At 67.6% G+C, this 22085-nt stretch carries 12 protein-coding genes; 8 read left to right on the forward strand and 4 right to left on the reverse strand.

Annotation, left to right across the window (positions count from 1 at the left end):
- Positions 1-8 precede the first annotated feature (8 nt).
- From ACFC4D_RS36960 to rfbD, 5 genes are read left to right on the forward strand one after another with little or no spacing between them, the layout of a single operon-like run.
- Positions 9-8267, forward strand: a complete 8259-nt coding sequence (locus tag ACFC4D_RS36960; protein ID WP_376070449.1) for an HAD-IIIC family phosphatase — start codon at positions 9-11, stop codon at positions 8265-8267.
- A 48-nt stretch (positions 8268-8315) separates the two neighbouring features.
- Complete coding sequence (locus ACFC4D_RS36965; RefSeq protein WP_376070452.1) at positions 8316-10634, forward strand: thioester reductase domain-containing protein; 2319 nt, start codon at positions 8316-8318, stop codon at positions 10632-10634.
- Positions 10634-11707, forward strand: coding sequence for an alpha/beta hydrolase (locus ACFC4D_RS36970; RefSeq protein ID WP_376070454.1), 1074 nt, complete (start codon positions 10634-10636; stop codon positions 11705-11707). The genes ACFC4D_RS36965 and ACFC4D_RS36970 overlap by 1 nt, the downstream gene beginning before the upstream one ends.
- Before the next feature lie 31 nt (positions 11708-11738).
- Entirely contained in the window at positions 11739-13190 is a 1452-nt protein-coding gene (locus ACFC4D_RS36975; RefSeq protein ID WP_376070457.1) for a cytochrome P450, read from the forward strand.
- A 49-nt stretch (positions 13191-13239) separates the two neighbouring features.
- The gene (gene rfbD / locus ACFC4D_RS36980) at positions 13240-14208 is read left to right on the forward strand and encodes a dTDP-4-dehydrorhamnose reductase (RefSeq protein ID WP_376070459.1); all 969 of its coding nucleotides are present in this window, start codon (positions 13240-13242) and stop codon (positions 14206-14208) included.
- Here the strand turns inward: rfbD and ACFC4D_RS36985 are convergent.
- Genes ACFC4D_RS36985 through rfbA form a run of 4 tightly spaced genes read right to left on the reverse strand, consistent with a single transcriptional unit; the run spans position 14121 to position 18202 of the window.
- Positions 14121-15473: a hypothetical protein gene (locus ACFC4D_RS36985; protein WP_376070461.1), complete on the reverse strand. Its 1353-nt coding sequence runs from the start codon at positions 15471-15473 to the stop codon at positions 14121-14123. The genes rfbD and ACFC4D_RS36985 overlap by 88 nt on opposite strands.
- Positions 15474-15486: 13 nt before the next feature.
- A complete protein-coding gene (locus tag ACFC4D_RS36990) occupies positions 15487-16776 on the reverse strand; it encodes a glycosyltransferase (protein WP_376070463.1) in 1290 nt (429 codons plus the stop codon).
- Positions 16773-17336 (reverse strand): dTDP-4-dehydrorhamnose 3,5-epimerase family protein, encoded by a 564-nt coding sequence (locus tag ACFC4D_RS36995; RefSeq protein WP_376070466.1) that lies wholly within the window; start codon positions 17334-17336, stop codon positions 16773-16775. The genes ACFC4D_RS36990 and ACFC4D_RS36995 overlap by 4 nt, the downstream gene beginning before the upstream one ends.
- Positions 17333-18202, reverse strand: coding sequence for a glucose-1-phosphate thymidylyltransferase RfbA (gene rfbA, locus ACFC4D_RS37000; RefSeq protein ID WP_376070469.1), 870 nt, complete (start codon positions 18200-18202; stop codon positions 17333-17335). Before rfbA ends, ACFC4D_RS36995 begins: the two co-directional genes overlap by 4 nt.
- A 206-nt stretch (positions 18203-18408) precedes the next feature.
- Between rfbA and ACFC4D_RS37005 the strand changes: the two genes are divergently transcribed.
- From ACFC4D_RS37005 to ACFC4D_RS37015, 3 genes are all read left to right on the forward strand, one after another.
- Entirely contained in the window at positions 18409-19281 is an 873-nt protein-coding gene (locus tag ACFC4D_RS37005) for a lipase family alpha/beta hydrolase (protein WP_376070472.1), read from the forward strand.
- A 294-nt stretch (positions 19282-19575) separates the two neighbouring features.
- Positions 19576-20730 (forward strand): alpha/beta hydrolase-fold protein, encoded by a 1155-nt coding sequence (locus tag ACFC4D_RS37010; protein ID WP_376070475.1) that lies wholly within the window; start codon positions 19576-19578, stop codon positions 20728-20730.
- Positions 20731-20838: 108 nt separating this feature from the next.
- A complete protein-coding gene (locus ACFC4D_RS37015) occupies positions 20839-22014 on the forward strand; it encodes an alpha/beta hydrolase (protein WP_376070478.1) in 1176 nt (391 codons plus the stop codon).
- Positions 22015-22085: the final 71 nt, after the last annotated feature.

Consider the following 22085-nt stretch of genomic DNA (forward strand, 5'->3'; position numbering starts at 1 on the left):
GTTGCGAGATGACCGCGTCCGATGAGCGGATCGTCAAGGCGCTACGGGCGGCCTTGAGCGACAATGAGAAACTGCGGGCGAGCAACCGCAAGCTGGCCGCGCGCCGCCGGGAACCGATAGCCGTGGTCGGCATCGGCTGCCGCTATCCCGGCGGTATCGAATCCCCCGGCGATCTGTGGTCGGCGGTCGAGGCGGGCAGCGATATGGTGTCCGGATTTCCGGCGGACCGCGGCTGGGATCTCGCGAATCTGTACGACCCGGATCCGGAAGCCACCGGGAAGACCTATGCGCGCGGCGGTGGATTTCTGCGTGACGTAGCCGATTTCGATGCCGCGTTCTTCGATATCAGCCCCCGCGAGGCGCTGGCCATGGACGCCCAGCAGCGACTGCTGCTCGAAGTGTCCTGGGAGGCACTCGAACACGCGGGGATCGACCCGAAAACCTTGCGCGGCAGCTCGACCGGTGTCTACGCGGGCGTGATGTACCAGGACTATCTGCTGCGCCTGGCGGGCCGCGTGCCCCCCGCGGCGGAAGGCTATCTGGCTACCGGGAACGCGGGCAGTGTGGTCTCGGGCCGGGTGGCGTACACGCTCGGTCTCGAAGGTCCGGCTCTGACCGTGGACACCGCCTGCTCCTCCTCGCTGGTGGCGATTCATCTGGCGGCCGCGGCGCTGCACGCGGGCGAATGCTCACTGGCCCTGGCCGGCGGTGTGACCGTCATGTCCTCCCCGACCACGCTGGTGGAATTCGCGCGCCAGCGCGGCCTGTCCCCGGACGGGCGCTGCAAGGCGTTCGCGGCGGCCGCCGACGGTGTCGGCTGGGCCGAGGGCGCGGGAATCGTCGTGCTGGAAAAGCTTTCGGACGCGGTGCGCAACGGGCATACGGTGCTCGCGGTGCTGGCCGGATCGGCGGTCAATCAGGACGGTGCGAGCAACGGCATGTCCGCGCCCAATGGGCCCTCGCAGCAGCGCGTGATCCGCGCCGCACTCGCGGACGCCGGAATCAGCGCCGCCGAGGTGGACGCGGTGGAGGCGCACGGCACCGGCACCACCCTGGGCGATCCCATCGAGGCGCAGGCGCTGCTTGCGACCTACGGCCGTGATCGCGCGGCGGATCATCCGCTCTGGCTGGGTTCGGTGAAATCCAATATCGGCCACACCCAGGGCGCGGCCGGTGTGGCGGGCGTGATCAAGATGGTGGAGGCGCTGCGCCGCGGCGTACTGCCCGCCACCCTGCACGTGGACGCGCCCAGTACGCATGTGGACTGGACGGCCGGGCGCGTGGAGCTGCTCACCGAAGCTCGTCCGTGGGAGCCCTCGGACAAGCCACGGCGAGCCGGTATTTCGTCGTTCGGCATCAGCGGCACCAATGCGCACCTCATTGTCGAGCAGGCTCCGGAAGGCGCCGAGGTCCCGGCGCCGGTGCGTGCGGAGCCACGGTCGACGGCGCTGGTGCTGTCCGCGCGCACGGCCGCGGCGGTCCCGGCGCAGGCGGCTCGGTTGCTCGCGTATCTGGAGCGGCACCCGGACCTCGGCGCGCTCGATGTGGCACACACGCTGACCTCGGCGCGATCATTGTTCGGCGAGCGTGCTGTCGTCATAGGTTCCGGCCGTGCCGAATTGCTGTCGGGCCTGCGCATGCTCGGCAATGACGAACACGCCGCCGCGGTCGTGCGCGGTTCGGCCGGTGAGCTCGGAGCACCCGTTTTCGTCTTCTCCGGGCACGGTGCGCAGTGGGCCGGCATGGCGGTCGAGCTGTACGACTCGGCACCCGTTTTCGCCGCCGCATTGCGCGAATGTGCCGATGTGCTGGCCGAATTCGTGGACTGGTCACTGCTCGAGGTGCTGCATGGCGCTCCGGGCGCGCCGGAGCTGGACCGGCTCGATGTGGTGCAACCCGCCCTGTTCGCTGTCATGGCCGCGCTGACCCGGCTCTGGGACGCGCACGGGGTGCGGCCGGCCGCGGTGATCGGACACTCCCAGGGTGAGATCGTCGCCGCGTACGTGGCCGGCGCGCTCTCGCTGCGCGCGGCCACCAGGCTGGTGGCCCTGCGCGCGGCGGCGCTGGCGCCGCTGGCGGATACCGGTGGCATGGTGTCGATCGCGATGGCGGCCGATGAGGTGCGGGAGCTGATCGCGCGCTGGAACGGTGCGCTGGAGATCGGCGCGTTCAACAGCCCCGGGTCGACCGTGGTATCCGGCGCTGCCGATGCCATCGAAGAGCTGCTGGAACTGTTTGCGGCGCAGGATATTCGGGCCCGGCGAGTGCCGATCCGCTACGCCTCGCATTCCCATCGAATCGATGCCGTACGGGCACGGCTAACCGAGGTATTCGCCGAGGTCGAGGGCGCCGGAACCGAGATCGAGTTCTTCTCGACCGTCACCGGAACCGCGCTGCGCACCGGCGAATTGGATGCGGACTACTGGTATCGCAATGTGCGCGAACCGGTTCGGCTGCACGATGCCGTGCGTGCCGCCTTCGAGCACGGTCACCGCACCTTTCTCGAGGTCGGCCCGCACGCGGTGCTGAATTCGGTGATCACCGAAACTCTCGAATCGCTGACCGAAACCGAAACCGTCTTCGTCGGCGGCACGCTGCGCCGCGACGACGGTGGATTGCCTCGTTTCCTGGATTCGGCGGCGCGGCTGTTCGTCGCGGGTGGCCGGGTGGAGTGGGCGGAACAGACTCGCGGTGGCCGGCGCGCGGAGCTGCCGACCTACCCCTTCCAGCGATCCCGCTACTGGCTCGAACCGACCGGGACCGCCGGCGCGGCAGGCGATTTCGGCCTCGTCGGCACCGGACACCCGTTGGTGAGCGCCGTGCTGGCACAGCCGGACTCGGACAGCCTGGTGTTCACCGGCCGGCTGTCGACGCAGGCACAGCCGTGGCTTGCCGACCATGCGGTCGCGGGCACGGTACTGCTGCCGGGTGCTGCCTTCGTAGAACTCGCCATGCGGGCCGGTGACGAGATCGACCGTCCGGTGGTGCGTGAACTCGTGCTTGCCGCGCCGCTGGTGCTGACGGCCGACACCGAGACGCAATTGCGGGTCGTGGTCGAAGGCGCCGAGTCCGGCGCGGATCACGCCTTCACCGTTTACTCCCGGTCCGCCGAGCACGAGTCGTCGTGGACCACGCACGCGCAGGGCGTGTTGACCGCCGAGACCGGTTCGAGCATTACCGGATTCGACAGTTGGCCACCGGCGGGAGCCACGCCCGTCGCGGTGCCGGACTTCTATGCGAACCTGACCGCGCGCGGCTACGGATACGGCCCGGCCTTCCAGAACCTGCACGCGGCCTGGAGCGGCGCGGATGAGATCTTCGCCGAGATCACGTTGCCGGCGAGCGCCCACAGCGACGCCGCCGAGTACGGGCTGCACCCCGCACTGCTGGACGCGTCACTGCACGCACTGGCGCTGCTCGAAGATGCCGACGACCGGGTGGTGCTACCGCTGTCCTGGTCCGGGGTGCGGCTGGCGGCCTCCGCGGCGACGGCCCTGCGCATTCGATTGGCGCGCTCGGGACCGGATCTGTTCACGCTGACCGCGACCGACAGCGCGGGAACGCCGGTGCTGTCGGTGGATTCGCTGTACGTGCAGGCGGTGACCCCGGAACAGCTGGCCGCCGCCCGGCCCGCCGAGCGGCACCGCGACCTCTATCGACTGGAATGGCAGTCGTTCTCGCTCGCGAATGGCGGCACTGCGCGCGGCGTCGCGTCGTGGAGCGAACTCGGCGATCTCGACCGGATCCCCGAGGTCCTGGTGCTCGCACCGGCTTCCGGCAATGACGCGGATGCGGTGCACACCGCGGTCGGCGACACGCTGGCTGCCTTGCGCGTCTTCGTCACCGACGAGCGATTCGCGCGCGCGCATCTGATCGTGCGCACCCACGGTGCGGTGGCGCTGCCCGGCGCGGATGTGCCGAATCCGGCGGGCGCGGCGGTGTGGGGGTTGGTGCGGTCCGCCCAGTCGGAGAATCCGGAGCGAATCACGCTGGTGGACAGTGCTTCCGAGCTGAACGCGGCCGATATCTCCACACTGCTCGCCACCGGGGAACCTCAGGTGCTGTTCTCGGACGGCAAGGCACACCGGGCGCGTCTGGTGCGCATCGCGGGTGTCGCGGAACCGCGACCGGGTCTGAGCGGCCCGGTGCTGGTGACCGGCGCGTCCGGTGCGCTGGGCGGGCTGATCGCCCGCCACCTGGTGCTCACGTACGGCGTGAAGGAGCTGGTACTGGCCAGCCGCCGGGGTGCGGATGCGCCGGGCACCGGCGAATTACGCACGGCGCTCACCGAACTCGGGGCCGAGGTCACCTTCGCCGCGTGTGATGTCACCGATGCCGCCCAGGTGCGGGAGTTGATCGGGAGCCGGCGTCTGGCCGGTGTGGTGCACGCGGCCGGAATCAATGACGATGCCACCGTCGCCGCCCTCACCGGTGAACAGGTTGCCCGGGTGTTGCGTCCCAAAGTGGACGCGGCCCTGCACCTGCACGACGCCACCGCACATCTGGACCTCGAGCTGTTCGTGCTGTTCTCCTCCGCCGCAGGCACTTTGGGCTCACCGGGGCAGGCCAACTACGCGGCCGCGAACGCCTTCCTGGACGCTCTCGCCACGCACCGGCACGCGCTGGGACTGTCCGCGCATTCGCTGGCGTGGGGTCTGTGGGACACCGGCATGGCCGGAGAACTTTCCGAAGCCGATCGCCTGCGCCTGAAACACGCTGGTGTGCAATCGATTTCACCGCAGCGCGGGCTGGATCTGTTCGACGCCGGGCTCAGCGTCGACCAACCGGTGACGGTGCCCATTCGCCTCGATATCGAGGCGCTGCGGCAATCCCCGGTACTGCCGCCGCTCGTGCGCGACCTGGTGCCGGTCCGGCCGCGCCGGGCGGTGTCCGCGGTGAGCTCCCGGACGGACGACCCCGTGTCTTTCGTGGCCCGGTTCGCCGGGCTCGACGCCGAGCAGGGTGTGGCGGCGGCGCTGGACCTGGTTCGCGAGCTCACCGCACGGGCGGCCGGACAGCTGAACCCGTCCGATATCGACCCGGACGGCACCTTCCAGAGCCTGGGCTTCGACTCGCTCATGGTCGTGGAGATGCGTAATGGCCTGCGCGCGGCCACCGGTTTACCGATTCCGCTCCCGGCCATCTTCGACAATCCCACGCCCGCGGCGCTGGCCCGCTTTCTGGCCGCCGAGATCGCCGCGAGCGTTCCGGCGCAATCACTTCCGGCCGCGCCCGCACCGGTCGCGGATCCGGCCCTGACCGTCCTGGACGAGCGGGGCATTCGGGAGCTACTGGCGACGACGCCGCTGCAACGGCTCAGTGCGACAGGTGTTCTCGCCGGACTCGGCGTGGCTTTCGAACCCGGACTGCCCGAGCAGACACGTGCGCCCGCGACCCGCGATGTCATGCGCCTGCTGCGCAGCGGCCACGGGGTGCCGACCGCGGCGGTCACCCTGGGCCTGGCCATTCGGCTGGGCGGCACGCCGACCACGGAACCCGAACTCGGCGCGCTGTTGCTGCGGCTCGCCGCACGTCACGCCGCACTGCGGCTGACGATCGAGCCGAGCGCCGAACACGGCCGCGAACTGGTCGCACATCGCGAACCACTCGGTCCGCTGCTGCGCTGGACGCCGGTGCCCGAATGCGGTGCGGAGACGGTCGCGGACCGACTGCGCCGGCTGATGGAGCCGCGGTTCGATCCGGCCACCGGAGTGCTGTGGCGCTTCGAACTGCTGCACGCCCCGTCCGGCGATCAAGTGCTCGTTTTCGGTGCGCACCACAGCGTATGCGACGCCCAGTCCATGTTGCTGGTCGCGGCCGAGGTCGATGCCGAACTGGCGGGCGCGCTCACACCGGGGCGGCCGTCCAACCGCGATTTCGACGATCTGCTGCGGGCACAGCCGGGCGGTCCCGTCGTCGAGAACGCGGACTGGCGTGCGGAATTCACCGGTAGCCGCAGGCTGGACCTGACCCTGTCGGGTCCGCGCCCCGCCACCCGCTCGTACCGGGCCGGTACCGCCGTGGCGACGCTGCCGGACGGACTGCTCGAGCAGATCACCGAACGCGCCAAGGAGCTGGGCGTCACCCCCGCCGCCTTCTTCCTGGGCGCGCTGACCGTACAACTCGCCCGCCTGCGCGAGGCCGGTCGTTTCGTGCTGGCGGTTCCCGTGGATACCCGCATTCATGTCGAATCATTCGACGGGGTGGGCTATTTCGGGGTTCCGGTGCCGTATCCGGCAGCGGTGGAGCCGACGGATCGAATAGTGGATGTGTTGCGGCGCACCGGATCTCGTCTACACCGACTGCTCGGTGAGGGCGCGGGTTTCTCCGACACGCTGGCGGCGCTCGCCGCCGAGGGCCTGTACCGCGACAACGCCCCCATGGTGGAGGTGTACTTCAACTATCTGCGATCCAATACCGGATTCCGGCGTGCTGAGCTGGTACCCGCCGGTGTCGGCTACTCCGACCTGGATCTGATGGTTACCGTCATGGCCGACCTCCAGAGCGTGCTGCTGACCTATAACCACGACATTATCGACGACATCGCGGGCGCCGCGCTCGGCGCGGCCTACGTCGCGACGCTGGCCGAAGCGGTGGCCGACCCGCAGACCCCGGCGCAGGTCTCCGCCGTCCCAGCCGCACCCGCCACCGTGATCGGTGTGGAGGCGGCGCAAGCTCCCGCGACCCTGGCCATCTCGGCCTCCTTCGCGCTCGGCGACCTGCCCGGCCTGCTCGGGTACGCCTGCTCCGAGGTCTATCCCGACCGCACCTCCGGGCCCGTCGTGCTGGAGGCGCCGTATCACCAGGTGCTGGCGAGTCTGCGAGATCCGGCGGGTGTACTGCGCCGATCCGGAATCGACGCGGGCGTGGTCCTGATGCGCGTCGCCGACTTCGCACGCTTCGGGCCGCTGTCCGATGAGCAGCTGGTGGAACTGGCCGAGGCCTATCCGGCGGCGCTGGCCGCACTCGTCGAGCGCACTCGCGTGCCGATCGTGGTCGGCCTGCTGCCGACACCTGCGGAGGCGGCCGAGGAACGGTTCACCCGCTGGACCGAGGCGCTCGCCGAACGCCTCACCGAGCTGCCCGGCATCGCGGTGGTGCGCCCGCGGGACTGGACCCGCGTGCACGCGGTGGCCGAGCCATTCGATCGGCATACCGAGGAACTGGCGCACCTGCCGTTCAGTGCGGAATTCCAAGCGGTGGTTGCCCTTACCGTCGCCGATGTCCTACGCGGGGTACACACCGAACTGCCCAAGGTGATCGCGGTCGACGGTGATCACACGCTGTGGAGCGGTGTCGCGGGCGAAATCGGTCCGGAGCAGGTGGATCTCACCGGGGCTCGTGCCGAACTGGCTCGAAAACTGCTGCGACTGCGGGATTCCGGTGTGTTGCTGGCATTGATCAGCAATAACGACGAGCACACGGTACGTGCGGTACTGGATCGACCGGATGCGGTATTGCGCGCCGAGCACTTCGCCGCGATCTCCGCGGGCTGGCATCGCAAGTCCGATCGTCTCACCGAGATCGCAGCACAGCTCAATCTGGGTGTGGACAGTTTCGTGTTCTTCGACGACAACCCCGTCGAGATCGCCGCCATGCGCGCCGCCCGCCCCGAAGTGCTGAGCATCACCTGTCCGCCGGTCGAGGAACTGCCCGCACTGCTCACTCGCCTGTGGCCGATCGTCCCGATCGCCCGCACCCGGGAGGATGCCGCGCGCGCCGAGTTCTACCGGCAGGAACAGGACCGCGACGCCATCCGCGCGCAATCCGAATTCGCCGAATTCCTGGAACAACTCGACCTGGTGGTGGATATCGCCGAGGTTTCCGAGCAGACCGAGGAGCGGGCGGCCCAGCTCATTCGCCGGACCAATCAGTTCGCATTGCGCAAGGTCGTCGAGGGCGAACTGTCCCAGTGGCGGCGGGACGGCGAGGTGTGGACCGTGGCGGCCCGCGACCGCTTCGGCGACTACGGCCAGATCGGGCTGCTCGCGCTGCGCTCGGAGGCGGATGCGCTGCGTGTTACCGGCTGGCATATGAGCTGCCGGGCGCTCGGCCGTGGCGTGGAGGAACGCCTGCTGGCCTTCCTCGCCGAACGTGCCGAAGCCCTCGGCCATCCGGCGGTGCGCGTGATCGCCGAGGTGACCCCGCGCAATATCCCGGCCCGCAGGCTGGTCTCGGCCCTGGGCGGTGGCGCGATCGACGATCCGGCCCTGGAAGCCGTGATCGCGCCCGCGCGGTTGCGCGAGTTCCGGTCGTGGGAGCAATGACAGATCCCGGCGCAGCACGGAAACAACTGATGAGCGAAGGGGTTTGAGGTGGGAGAACGGAACGGGGACGCCGCCGTGGGAAACCCGGGTATCGATCGGCGCGATGAGGCCGAATCGATCGAACGTGGCGGTGGCGGATTGAACGTGGCCGCACTGCTCGCGGGTGCGCGCGGTACGAGTACGGCTGCGTCGGTGACGCCGGACGATGTCGTCACCGCGCCCACCGGGTCGGGGCAGTGGGATGTCGAGGGTTTGGCGGCGGCGATCGCCGCCATCGCCGCCAGGGTCGCGCCCGATGTCGTCATCGATGTCGACACCGACTTCTTCGACAGCGGGGCCACTTCCGTCGCCGCGGTGCGATTGGTCGCCGAACTGGCCCGCGAACACGGTGTGGAACTGGCGCTGGACGATGTCTTCGCCGATGCCCGGCCGAGCCAGTTGGCCCGTCGATGGCTGCGCGCGCACGGGCGAACCTCGGGGACCGCGCTCGCGGTCCAAGTGCCCGATGCCCTCGCGGCGCATACCGTCGGTGTCACCGCGGACGAGGACGAAACCCTCGCCCAGATTCTCGCCGATGTCGCACTCGCCGATCGTCTGCCGTTCGTCGGCCCACCGCCGCAGACCGCGCCCAAGCGAATTCTGCTCACCGGTGCGACCGGCTTCCTGGGCAGTCATATGCTGCTGGATCTCTTGCGGCACAGCGAAGCGCATGTCGTCTGCCTGGTACGCGGCGAGGACGAGGAAGCCGGGGCGCGGCGACTCGCCGACGCGCTGCGCGGCTTCAGCCTGCCCTGGTCGGCGGAGGTGCGACGGCGAATCACCGTGCTGCCCGGCGATATTCGCAGCCCGCGCCTGGGACTCAGCGATGAACAGTGGAATTCGCTTGCGCTGGAAACGGATTCGATCGTCAGTGTCGCCGCCGCCGTCGACTTCCTGCGCGGTTACTCCTCGTTGCGGCAGAGCAATGTGCTCAGCGCGCTCACCCTGGCCGAACTCGCCGTCACCGGCCGGATCAAACCGCTGCACCATGTTTCGTCGATCGCGGTCTTCAACGAGATCGGCATCGCCTCGATGGGCGAGGACGACGCGGTCGCCCATATCGACAAGCTGGGCGCCGGTTACGACAAGACCAAATGGGCCGCCGAGGCGGCGCTGCGCCGGGCTCGCGAACACGGCCTGGTGGTCACCTTCCTGCGGCCCGGCGGTATCGGCGGCCATCGCGAGACCGGGGCGCACAATGCGCAGGACCTCAGCAGCGCCATGCTCGCGGCCATCTCTCGATTCCGCACGGTGCCGGCCTTCCGCTGTTTCAATGTCGCGCCGGTGGATTGGGTGAGCCGGGTCAGCGCCGCGATCGTGGGCGAACCCAGCGCCTGGGGCTTCAACTACAACCTCACCGGCATCCCGAACATGATGGACGACGTCCTGCGGGAAATGAACCTGTCCGGTATGAACGTTCGGGTCCAGGACTGGCAGGACTGGCGAGAGCAGGCAATGCATCGCATTGTCTCCGAGCCGATTCCGGAGCTGGACTTCCTGGGCTGGATGCTCCAGTCGCCGGGCGCCAGCGATCTGATCGTGGCCTCACTGACCGCCCCGCCCGCCCGCTGCGACCGCACCTTCGCCTTCGTGCGCGCGCATAAATTGCCCGAGGCCGTCCGCTACGGCGCGCAGGCACAGCAGCGCGCGTTCGAGCTCATGGCCGAGAGCGGCGTCGCTCGACTACCGCAGCGTGAGGACGCGCCCTACCTGTGGTTCTCCGAGACCATGCGCGGATTCGTCGGTGCGCCGGGCGATTCGGTCACCGAATCCTGCGAACTGGACCTGACGCTGTCCATCACCAGCATGTACCAGCTGCTCACCGAGCGCCGCGTGGATGTGTCCGGCACTTTGGCGTGTGCCGCTGTTCACGCGGAGCCGCTCGTCGTCGAACGGGGCGATCTGTGGATCCGCCCGCAGCAGGGCGTCCCGCGCCGCACCGGCCTGAGTCATCCGCTCATGACGTACCGGCTGCGCCTGCGCGATGCCGACGGCGGAACCTGGTGGCTGGAAGGGGAGAAGACCGCCCGCGCCCGACGCGATGTGTGGCGGCAGGTGCGCGCGCTGTCCGTGCGCATCGGTCCCGACGGCGCCGCCGAGACCCTCACCGGTGAGGTCGTCGTGCCCACCGACACCTACATGCGCGACCAGATCGACGGTCTCCGGGTGAATTCCGAACTGCCGGAACGACAACAGCGCACCGCCAAATTGATCTGGCTCGCCTGGTTCGGGGCCGAAGTGGGCCGCGGCGCACTGCAGCCCATGTTGCGGGCCGCGGCCGAACTGCTCGATCTGCGCCGCGGCGCGACTCTGAAGGAGCTGTCCTGATGAATCTGGTTCCGTTGCACAAGCCGGTCTTCGAAGCCATGGTGGAAGAGATTCCGCTGCGCGTCGCCGACGGCACCGATCTCCACCTGCGGCGCGTCACCACCGACGACCGGCCGCGGCCCGCGGTACTGCTGTTGCACGGGCACACCGCCTCCTCGGACATGTTCCTCGCACCCGGTATCCGCAATATGGTCGAGGTGCTGCTGGACGCGGGATATGAACCGTGGCTGCTGGATTGGCGCGGCAGCTGCCGCCTGCCCTACAACGAGACCGGCGCGCGTTTCACCTACGACGAGGTCGCGGTCTATGACATTCCGGGCGCGGTCGAGTTCATTCGCGGTCGCATCGGCGCACAGTCCCTCTACGTGGTCGCGCACTGCATCGGCGCGCTCACGCTCTCCATGAGCATGACCGCCGGATTGCTCCCGGGCCTGGCGGGCGTGGTGGCGCAGGGCGTCTTCCTGACACCTCGTATGAGCGGGCTGTCCCGGCTGCGGGTGGCCCTCGGCGGTGAGCTGCTGCGCTCGCGTTTCGATCATGTACCGACCGACTTCCGTAAGGTCGGACTCTGGTCGAAGTACACGCCGCTGTTCGGGGCCATGTCCCGCCGCTCGGACTGCCCGGATCCGACATGCCGCATGCTGCAGGGCAATTGGGGAATGGGCGGCGCCCTGTTCCACCACGACAATATCGATCCGCGCACCCACGACCGGCTGGCCGATCTGGTGGGCCCGATTCCGCTGTGGATCATTCCGCACCTGCGCCGGGTCGAACTCGCCCAGACCATGGTGCGCTGGCATGACGCCGACGATCGATTCGCCGTACTGCCGGAGAACGCCCTGGATCAGGCGAGCCGCATCGACTGCCCCGTGCTGCTGTTGTCCGGCAGCAAGAACGAATTCTGGCGCGACTCCAACAAGCTGTGCCACGAGGTGCTTTCGGCCCGCGAGCCGCAGCTGGACGTGCGCTATGTGGAGGTGCCCGGCTACGGGCACTTCGACGCCTTTATCGGCAAGGGCGCCGCGCTCGACGTCTTCGGGCACATTCTGCAATTCCTCGACGACCGCCGCTGAACCATCGCGGCACCAGGAAGTTGGCTTGAACATGGACAGTAAGGTTCGCGAATCCGGTTCGGCGGCAGCGCAAGTCCGCATTCTCGGGGCGCCCACCGGCCGCCGGGTTGACAAGCTGCTCGCCCGCCGGCCGCTGCGCCCGGGACCGCTGGCCGCCGCCCCCGAGGGCAGCGGGCTGAATTCCGTACAGGGTGACCGGGGTCTGCCGTTCGTCGGCATGATGCTCGACTACATGCAGTACGGCGTGGCCTTCCAGTACGAACTGCATCGCCGCCACGGCGATATCGCCTGGTTCTACGGCATCGGCCTGAAATTCCTGTCCGTGGCCGGCTCGGACGCGGTGCAGGCGGTGCTCACCAACAAGGACAAGGCCTACGCCAGCGGATGGGGTTATATCGGACCCTGGTTCGAGGGTGGCCTGGTGATGCGCGACGGCGATGAGCACCGGCGCCACCGGCGCATGATCCAGAGCGCCTATACCCAGCCGGTGCTCGACAGCTATCAGGGGCCCTCGGCGGCGGCCATCGAACGCACCGTCGCCGCCTGGCCGACCGACCGGGTCATCGAGTTGATGCCCGCGATCCGCAAGCTCTCCATGGCCGCCTCCACCGAGGTCTTCCTCGCCGAGCCGTATCAGCGCGACGGCAAGAAGATCATGGATGCCATCGAGGCCTGCGAGATGGCCATCATGACCTCGGTGCGCTTCCCGGTGCCGGGCACCCCGTGGCATCGGGGCCTGCGGGCGCGAAAGTGGTTGCAGGAGTACCTCGCCGCTGCCGTACCGGCGGCGCGCGCTCGCAACGGCGAGGACTTCTTCTCGATCGTGTGCCGCACCACCGACGAGAAGGGCGAGGGTCTCACCCCCGCCGAACTCGCCGATCACATGATCCTGACGCTGCTGGCCTCCGGCGACACCACGGTCTACACCGCCATTGCGACGATCTACTTCCTGGGTCTGTACCCCGAATGGCAGCAGCGGGCCCGCGAACAGTCGCTCGCACGCGGTGACAAGCCGCTGGACGCCACCGCCATGCGCGGGCTGGACGTGCTGGACCTGGTGATCAAGGAGAGCATGCGGCTGCTGCCCGCCACTCCGACGCAGTTGCGGCGCACTGTGAAGGACACCGAGCTCCAGGGGCAGTTCATTCCCGCCGGTCAATTGGTGAGCGTCTGCACCGGGCTCAATGGTCTGCTGCCCGAATATTGGTCGCAGCCAAAGACTTTCGATCCGGAGCGATTCGCCGAACCGCGCCGGGAGGACCGTGCGCACCGGGCGTCGTGGGTGCCGTTCGGCACCGGACATCACAAGTGCATCGGTATGGACCTGGGAACCATGAAGGTCTTCACCATCATCGATGCGATGTTGCGCACCTACGAATGGCGCATGCCGGACACCTATGACATGTCCTGGCGCTTCCGATTCCCGGGCGGTCCGTCCGAAGGGTTGCCGATGACGTTGACCCGCCTGAAAAACACGCAGTAACCGTAGGGGTTCCGCGCGCCCCGATGCGCGCGGACCGGGGGAGGAAGTCATGGAGAAAATCAAGGCGAACACCGGACAGCGCTGGCTGATCACCGGTGCGGGTGGCCTTTTGGGGCGAGAACTACGGGAGCGCTCGCGCGCACGCCCGGATCTGGAGATCATCGCGCTGGACCGGGCCGCACTGGACATTCTCGACGGCGATGCGGTGGCCGAGGCCCTGCACGCGCTCGAGTGCGACATCGTGATCAATTGCGCCGCGTGGACCAATGCCAATACCGCCGAAGCGCACGAGCCGGAGGCGTTGATCCTCAACGCCCACGCGGTGCGGGGTCTGGCCGCCGCCTGCGCGACCGTGAATGCCAAACTCGTTCACATCTCGACCGATTACGTCTTCGGCGGCCAGGCGAACGAACCATATGGCGAATACGATCCGACCGGACCGGTGAACGCCTACGGCAGAACGAAACTGCTCGGCGAGCGAGCGGTGCTGGAGGTTTTGCCACGCACCGGTTACATCATCCGGACGGCCTGGGTGTACGGCCTGCACGGCCGCAATTTCATCGACACCATGCTGACACTGGAACGAACCCGCGACACCATCGAAGTCGTGGAAGACCAAGTGGGACAGCCGACCTGGTCCGCGGACCTGGCGGACCGCATCATCGAGATCGACTACGACCGGGCCCCGGCCGGTATCTACCACGGCACCAATGCGGGTGAGGCGACCTGGTGGGAACTCGCGCGTGAGACGTTCCGCGCGGTGGGGGCCGATCCCGATCGGGTCCGGCCCATACGGACCGCGGACCGCAATGATCCGGCGCCGCGGCCGTCCTACAGCGTGCTCGGCCACGACCGTTGGCAGGTGGCCGGTATGGCGCCACTGCGGCATTGGCGCACCGCGTTGAGTGCCGCGCTACCCGAATTGATCGCTCAGAACTCACTTGCGGCGAGCAGCGCCGTCACCGCTTCGTCCGCGAGTCGCTCCGCTCGCTCGGTGGCGATCAAACCCTCGACATAACCGAAATTCCAATACAGGGCATCCCTTCCGGTGGTTACCGAACAGCCGATACGACCGGTGGGGATGCTCGCGGTGAATTGCGCGTCCGACACCTGCCACGCGCCGACCCGGTCCGGGAATTCGACCGGACCCAGATTCGACAGTCCGACACCGAACGGACCCTGCCGATCGAGCAGGGTGACCACACGCCGATTCGCTTTCTCCCAGCGCGGTGGGAAGAGTATCCGGGCCGCGGCGAGCGTGCTGAGATGCTGACCGAAAGATCTGCGCCGCTTAATATTTCGGGTCGCGGCGCGAGCCGATTCCCAGAAGTCGGAATTCGGACCGAAGGCGATATGACCGGGCAGATCGGTGACATACGATCCGAGCTCACCGGCACCGATCGCGGGCCGCAGATCGGTGCGCAGATTCACCGCCGACCCGATGGTCACCCGCCCGGTGCGGCCCGGCAGGTCGGTGCCCACCGCACCGGCAAGGGCCGCGGTCAGCGCGCCGTGCACCGTCGTCCGCTCCCTGCGGCAGGCGGCCAGCAGCGCGGGGATTCGTTCACCGTCGATGGTGCGGCGGAGCAGCCGGGTCCGGCGCTCTCGGATCGGTGTCCAGTCGTCCACCGGAAGTCGCGTCGGGCGCTGGATCGCGCCGACGATCTGATCCGCCAGCATGATCGCGGCGGTGCGCCCGAGTCCGCGCGCCCGCGACGGAACCAGATCGTACGGGGACGGCAGCGCCGGATGTTCGGTGTCATCGCGGAATCCCGCTGCGGTGGTGATGATCTCGCGCAAGAGTGCGATCAGCGCGGTCGCGTCGACGATCAGATGCGCACCGGTCAGAATCAGATCGTGGGCCTCGTCGGATGTCCCCTCCGCATGGATCACGTCCACCATGCGTACCAGTGGCGCGGTGCGCTGATCGATGGGTGTCGTCAGCTCCACGGAATCGATTTCATCAGCCGCGGCGTCGGCGCTACCGGGGTTCGCCCGAACGATGCGAATCGGCAGCACCGGATCCGCGACAGGCTCGAACCACCGGCCCGTACCGTTGCCCGGCGCGACACGCACTCGTAGCAGGGGATGCGCGGCGACAGCCCGCGCCGCGGCCATGGTCAGCAGTTTCTCGGGCACTCGGCCGTGTACGCGTGCCCACGCCGTCACATTGAGCGGAGACATCTCGTGAATGACCGAGAAGCCATGCTCATAGGCGCTCAATGGTCGCCGTACCCGCGGCGAGACGAGCGTGGTCAGCCGTTCGGAATCGGAAACGCTCATTGTCTACGGACTCTCATCCCCTGGCGGCACGCCGCTCGATCGTGTCGCACATGTGTCGCGCACCGTTTTCCAGCGCGATGGCCTTCGCCGCCGCCGCCGCGCGCGCACCCATCTCGGGAGCGGTCACCTGCCGCAGCGCCTCGGTCAGCCGCTGCCGGGTCAGGGTGCGGTATGGGAGATCCAGGCCCAGACCAGTCGCGGAAACCCGCCAGCCCCAAAGGATCTGGTCACCGAAGACCGGGGTCACCACCGCCGGTATGCCCGCGCGCGCCACATCGTGGGTGGTGCCGGGGCCGCCGGCGTGCACGGCCGCGCGGCAGCGCGGCAGCACCCGGTCATAGTCCATCGGACCACTCACCAGGACGCGGCCCTGCGCGTGCGGCCCGAGCGGGAAACGCGTGTATCCCGCCGCTATCAGCGCTCTGGCGCCCAACCTGCCGGTCACCTCGGTGACCATGGCGAGGTGCGCTGCCGGATCCTCTACCGGAAGACTGCCGAGACTGAAGAAGATCGGGGCCTCGCCCGCCGCGAGCCAGGCGTCGAGTTCGGGGTCGATGGCCTGTTCGCCCCACGCCGCGCGCTGGTCGGGCGACAGTACCGGGGTGCCGCCGATCGTGCAGCGCTCCGGCCAATCCCGCGGTTTGGGGAACAGTACGGGACTCACCAGCAGCTCCATGGGGATCTGCTGTTCACGCAGGCGCGCGAACGGATTCGGGACGGTTTCCGAGAGCCCGAGTTTGCGCCGGGTGCGTCGCAAACTGGCGCGGTTGGTCCGCAGGTAGACCTGTTCGAACACGGTGTGCGACGCGCTGCGAAGCAGCGGTGTCGGTAGCGGGCGACCAGCGATATTGGGGGAGGAGAACTCGCTCGAGCCCTCGAGCGGATAGGGCAGGCAGCCGACCAACGGCTGGCCGGACGCCTCGACGACGGTCAGGGCGCGCGCGAAGGTCAGCGGTCCGGTAACCACGATATCCGCGCCCGCGCACGCCGTGATCAGCGCGTCATCCACATAGCCGCCGCGGCTCGCGTCGAGGCGGGCGATCTTGCGGGCAAATCGCAGTTTGCCAGGGAGATCCAGAATCCCATTGGCGTACAGGAAGCGCTGCGCTGCCGGCGAACCGAGAAAAGCCCGAATGTCGACCGGTATCCGCACCGCGTCGATACCGGCGCCATGCACCGCCGCGATATTGTTCGTATTCGCCGCGACCACGACATCGTGTCCGCGCGTTCGCAATTCCGCGGCTACGGCCAGATGCGGCTGGAAATCGCCCCGTGAGCCATAGGTGAGCACCGCGACCTTCATGGCAGCGACTCTATACCGGCGGCGGCGGCGTCCTTGGGGGACCGAACCAGCGTCAACGGCCGGCCATCGCGCCCGACTGTGGGCCACTCGATGGCCAAACCCGGGTCCAGCGCGTCGATTTCGCGCTCCAGGCGCGGATCGTATTCGCGTGAGCACAGATATACGACCGTGGAGTTGTCCTCCAGCGAGAGAATGGCGTGACCCATACCCGCTCCGAGGTACACCGCCCGACGATCCACATCGTCGAGCAAGACGCTGTCCCACTGCCGATAGGTGGGTGAATCGGGACGCAGATCCACCACCACATCGAGCATGGCTCCGCGCACACAGGTCGCGTATTTGGCCTGTCCTGGCGGATTCTCGGTGTAGTGAATCCCGCGCAGTACACCCGCGTTCGAGACCGAGCAGTTGATCTGCGCGAGGTCGAACGGATGCCCCACGGCCTTCTCGAGGTCCGAGGACCGGTACGCCTCGAGGAACAATCCGCGATCGTCGGCGAAGGCCGATGGCGTGAATTCCCAAGCGCCCGAGACGCTCAATTCGCGTGCATACAAGGTCATCGTTCCGTTTCCCCCAGCAATCCGAGCAGATAGCGGCCATACCCGGACTTCAGCAGCGGTTTGGCCAGTGTGCGCAGCTGTTCGTCGTCGATGTAGCCCTGTTGCCAGGAAACCTCTTCGGGCGCACCGACCTTGAGCCCCTGTCGCTGTTCGATGGTGTGCACGTAATTCGAAGCGTCCAGCAGCGAGCCGAACGTGCCGGTATCGAGCCAGGTGGTTCCGCGACGCAACACCTCGACCTGTAGCTTCCCAAGTTCGAGATAGTTGCGGTTCACATCGGTGATCTCGTATTCGCCGCGCTTGGAGGGTCGCAGCCCGCGCGCGATCTCGACCACATCGTTATCGTAGAAATAGATGCCGGGCACCGCGAAGTCCGAACGCGGCGAGACCGGCTTCTCCTCGATGGAAACCGCTCGGCTCCCGATGAACTCGACGACGCCGTAATCCTGTGGATTCGCCACCTGATAGGCGAAGACCGCCGCGCCGTCGATATCGGCGAACCGGCGCAAACTGGTGCCGAGACCCGGGCCGTGCAGGATATTGTCCCCGAGGATCAATGCGATGTGGCCGTCCCCGATGTGCTCCGCCCCGAGCACGAAAGCCTGTGCGAGACCATTGGGTTCGGGTTGGACCGTGTACGTGATGGAGATTCCGAGTTGCGACCCGTCGCCGAGCAGCCGAACGAAGGCGGACCTGTCCTCGACGGTCGTGATGATGAGGATCTCGCGGATCCCGGCCAGCATCAGGGTGGACAGCGGATAGTAGATCGTCGGTTTGTCGTAGACCGGTAGAAGCTGTTTGCTCGTGCCACGGGTGATCGGATGCAGTCGAGATCCAGTGCCCCCCGCGAGAATGATTCCCCGCATGTCAGGAGTCTCGCTCAATCGCGTTCGTAGTTAAAGAGATTCGTGCGCAATGCCACAAGGCGGACGAAACGGAACGATCTTGGTCGGGCATCGCGTGTCGCTCCGCTCACGCCTCCCCGATCGGATACAACGGTGCGATGGCCGCCGGGCGGCCCACCCTCCCGCGAAGTCGACGGAGCTCCGGAAAGGCACTGCCGCGTATGAGGATGAGGTCGGTCGCGTGTATCACCGCGATATTGCTCGCGTCCGCTGGATCCGCCGCTGCCGCACCGGGGCCCAACGAACCGGTGGCGCAGCCCTTCGCCGGGACCGTGGTCGAACCGGAGATCGACTGCCACCCCACCGAGCGGCGGCCGAATCCGGTCGTTGTGCTGCCGGGCGGTGACGGCAGCACCGGTGACACCGCCGCGGACTGGGCCACCGTGGTGACGGCGCTGCGTGCCGCCGGCTACTGCACACTGATATTCCAGGGCGGCGTGGTGAACGAGAAGCGCTGGGCAGGTGATATTCCCACCGGCGCTCGGCAGACCGCCGATTTCATCGCCCGGGTGCGCGAGCGCACCGGCGCCGAGCGTGTCGACCTCGTCGCGCATTCGGTTGGCACCGTGGTGGCGAACTACTTCCTGAAGGTACTGCGCGGGGCGCCCCAGGTGGCGCATGCGGTATTGCTCGCACCCGAGGCGCGCGACTGTGACGGCGCCGGATTGCTGGCACCGCTGGGTATCGAGAATCCGCCGATCACGCCCGGTAGGGCACTGCGCGAGATGCCCTTCCTGGCCGCTGGATTGACCGAACTCTCACCGGAACTCGCACTCGCCGTGCAACTCACACCGCAGTCGCCGGTCTATCACGCGATCTTCGACGGCCCGATCGCACAGCCCGGTGTCCGCTATTCGGTGCTCGCGTCCCGTCATGACGAATTCGCGACGCCGCCCGAAACCTGTTCCATCATCATCGAACCGGGCGTGACCATGGATTTCTATGAAGATCGGTTCCCGGGTGCGGCGCCCGTCGGGCATTCCGCCCTGCGGTCCAGCGTTCATACGGCGGGGTGGGTGCTGGAACAGCTCGCGCGCTGACACGCACTCGAAAAACCGCGCCGCGCTGGGCATTTGATCCCGTGCTGATCGGGAAGGTTCCCACGAATCGGCTCGGCGCGGTAGAAACCTACTGTGACAGGTGTGGCGGGCGGTAGTAGGTGGAGACGCGGGCGCGCGGGGGTTTCGGCGCTGATCGTGGCCACAACGGTCCTGCTGCCAGGGGGGTCGGCCGGCGCTGATCCGGTTGTGGCGCCGAAGCTTACCGTTCCCGCGATTCGAAATGTGCAGTGGCTCAGCGACCGCAGGGTCGCGCTATGGGTGGATTCTCCCGCGATGGGTACTCGGATACAGGTCCAGCTGCTGCTGGCGCGGGATTGGAATATCACGCCGGGCAACAGATTTCCGGTCCTGTACCTACTCGACGGGCTGCGTGCGGAAGATGGTGAGAGCGGCTGGACCAAGGACGCGGGAGCGCAGGGTTTCTATGCCGACAAGAATGTCACAGTGGCACTGCCGGTCGGCGGCGGGTCCAGCTATTACACCGACTGGCGCCGGCCGGACAATGGCAAGAACTACAGGTGGGAAACCTTTCTCATCAGGGAACTACCACCGCTGCTGGAGAAGGATTGGCGCGGCAGCAGTGTGCGCGGTATGGCGGGACTGTCCATGGGTGGTAGCGCGGCCATGACGCTGATCGGCCGCAATCCCGATTTCGCGCGTTTCGCGGCGTCGTATTCCGGCCTGCTGACCACCACTACTCTCGGTATGCCGCAGGCGATTCGGTATTCCATGCGGGATGCGGACGGTTACGACTCCGACGCCATGTGGGGACCGATCACCGATGCCGAATGGGGCACGCATGATCCGTACGCGCTGGCCGAGCATCTCAAAGGCGTGAGTCTGTACGTCTCCAGCGGCAGTGGTCTGGTGGGTGTCGGCGGTATTCCCCCCGGTATTCCGGGAGTGAGCACCACCTTCACCGGTACGGCGCTGGAGCTGCTGGCCCGAATCTCCTCGACCCAGTTCGTGGCCAAACTGAACAAGCTGAGCATTCCGGTGCAGGTGAATTACCGTCCGTCCGGCACACATTCGTGGCCATACTGGGATTTCGAGATGCGGCAGTCCTGGCCGCAGGCGGCGGCCGCGCTGGGGGTGGAGGCCGCCAAACCGGAGTGTGCGTCGGACGGCGCGATTCTGCCTGTGGCACTGGCGAAATCGTGGCTGGGTGAGTGTGTTACGCCGGAGTTCGCGGTGGCGAGCGGTGCGGCCCAGGATTTCAAGGGCGGCCGGGTGTTCTGGTCGCAAGCGGGTGGGGCGCATGCGGTGGGCGGAATGATCGGTGGCGCGTACGAGGGAGCCGCCGGACCGACTGGGGCACTCGGATTTCCGATTAGCGATGAAAGTCCTATTTCAAATGGCGTGCGGCAGAATTTCCAGCACGGATTCATCGAGTTTCGCGACGGAAAGGCCGAAATACACGCCAGCTGACCGAGATACCCGCCGATTGACCGGTTCGCACCGGTAAAGTGCTGACCTGTCCGTGACGCCGGTCACGTTTGGTGTCGTTCCCCCTTTGCGGTTCAGGAGCACATTCTGATGGCAGTAACGGGTGCGTCATGCCCAGATTCGGTTCGGAAAACTGTTTCGGCCCAGCGCACCTCGGCTGCCGGGCGCGCGCACAATTGGCGTCGGCGGGTGCTGGCGGCCGCCCTGGCCGTCACCGCCCTGCCGGGCGTTGCCGTGCTGCCGGGCATGTCGGGGCTGCCCGGCATCGCCGGGACGGCGCAGGCCGCGCCCGTGGGTTCGCTGCGCCAATCACCCGATGGCACAGTCGAACCCGTTGGTGAGACGGGCGCGACGCCCGCACCGGTGGCCGAGCCCGCCCCACCCGGCGCGCCCGCCGCCGAGCCCGCGCCCGAACCCCCGCCGCGCCCGCGCTTCGAGGAATTCATGGTGCCCTCCAGCATGGGCCCGGTGAAGGTGCAGGTGCAGTGGGCCAAGAACGGCGGTGATGCGGCGCTGTACCTGCTGGACGGGTTGCGCGCGCGAGATGACTTCAACGCCTGGACATTCGAGACCAACGCGTTGCAACTGTTCGCCGACGACAACATCAACCTGGTGATGCCGGTAGGCGGCCGGTCCAGCTTCTACACCGACTGGCGCGCGCCCTCGAGCACCAACGGCCAGAAGTTCACCTATAAGTGGGAGACCTTCCTGACCGAGGAGCTGCCCGCGTTCCTGGAGCCGATGGGGGTGTCCCGCACCAAGAACGCGATCGCCGGACTCTCCATGGGCGGTTCCGCGGCGCTGGCGCTGGCGGCCTACCACCGCGATATGTTCAAGCACGCCTCCTCGTTCTCCGGCTACCTGAACATCTCCGCCCCGGGTATGCGCGAGGCCATCCGGCTCGCCATGCTCGATGCCGGTCGCTTCAATGTGGATTCGATGGCATTGCCGTGGAGTCCACAGTGGTTGCGCATGGATCCGTTCGTATTCGCTCCGCAGCTGCGCGGTCTGCCCATGTACATCTCGGCGTCCTGGGGTGTGCTGGGCGCGCACGATGATCCGGAGAACGGCGCGTTCAACACCTTGAACGCGGTGGCGCTGGAGGCGCTCTCGATGTTGAACACGGTGTCGTTCATGTCGCGGATGAACGAGCTCGGCATCGGCGCGCACTACAGCCTGCCGACCAAGGGCACGCATTCGTGGGGCTATTGGCAAGACCAGTTGACCGGTGCGCGCCCGGACATTCTGGCGGCGCTGGGCGCGTAGCCGGGAACTCGTACCGGACGAGTCCAAAAAGAAACCGGTCGTTTGCTGTAGTGCCCTCGATTACCGCGCGT

The sequence above is a fragment of the Nocardia sp. NPDC056000 genome, from assembly GCF_042269265.1.
GTDB lineage: Bacteria > Actinomycetota > Actinomycetes > Mycobacteriales > Mycobacteriaceae > Nocardia.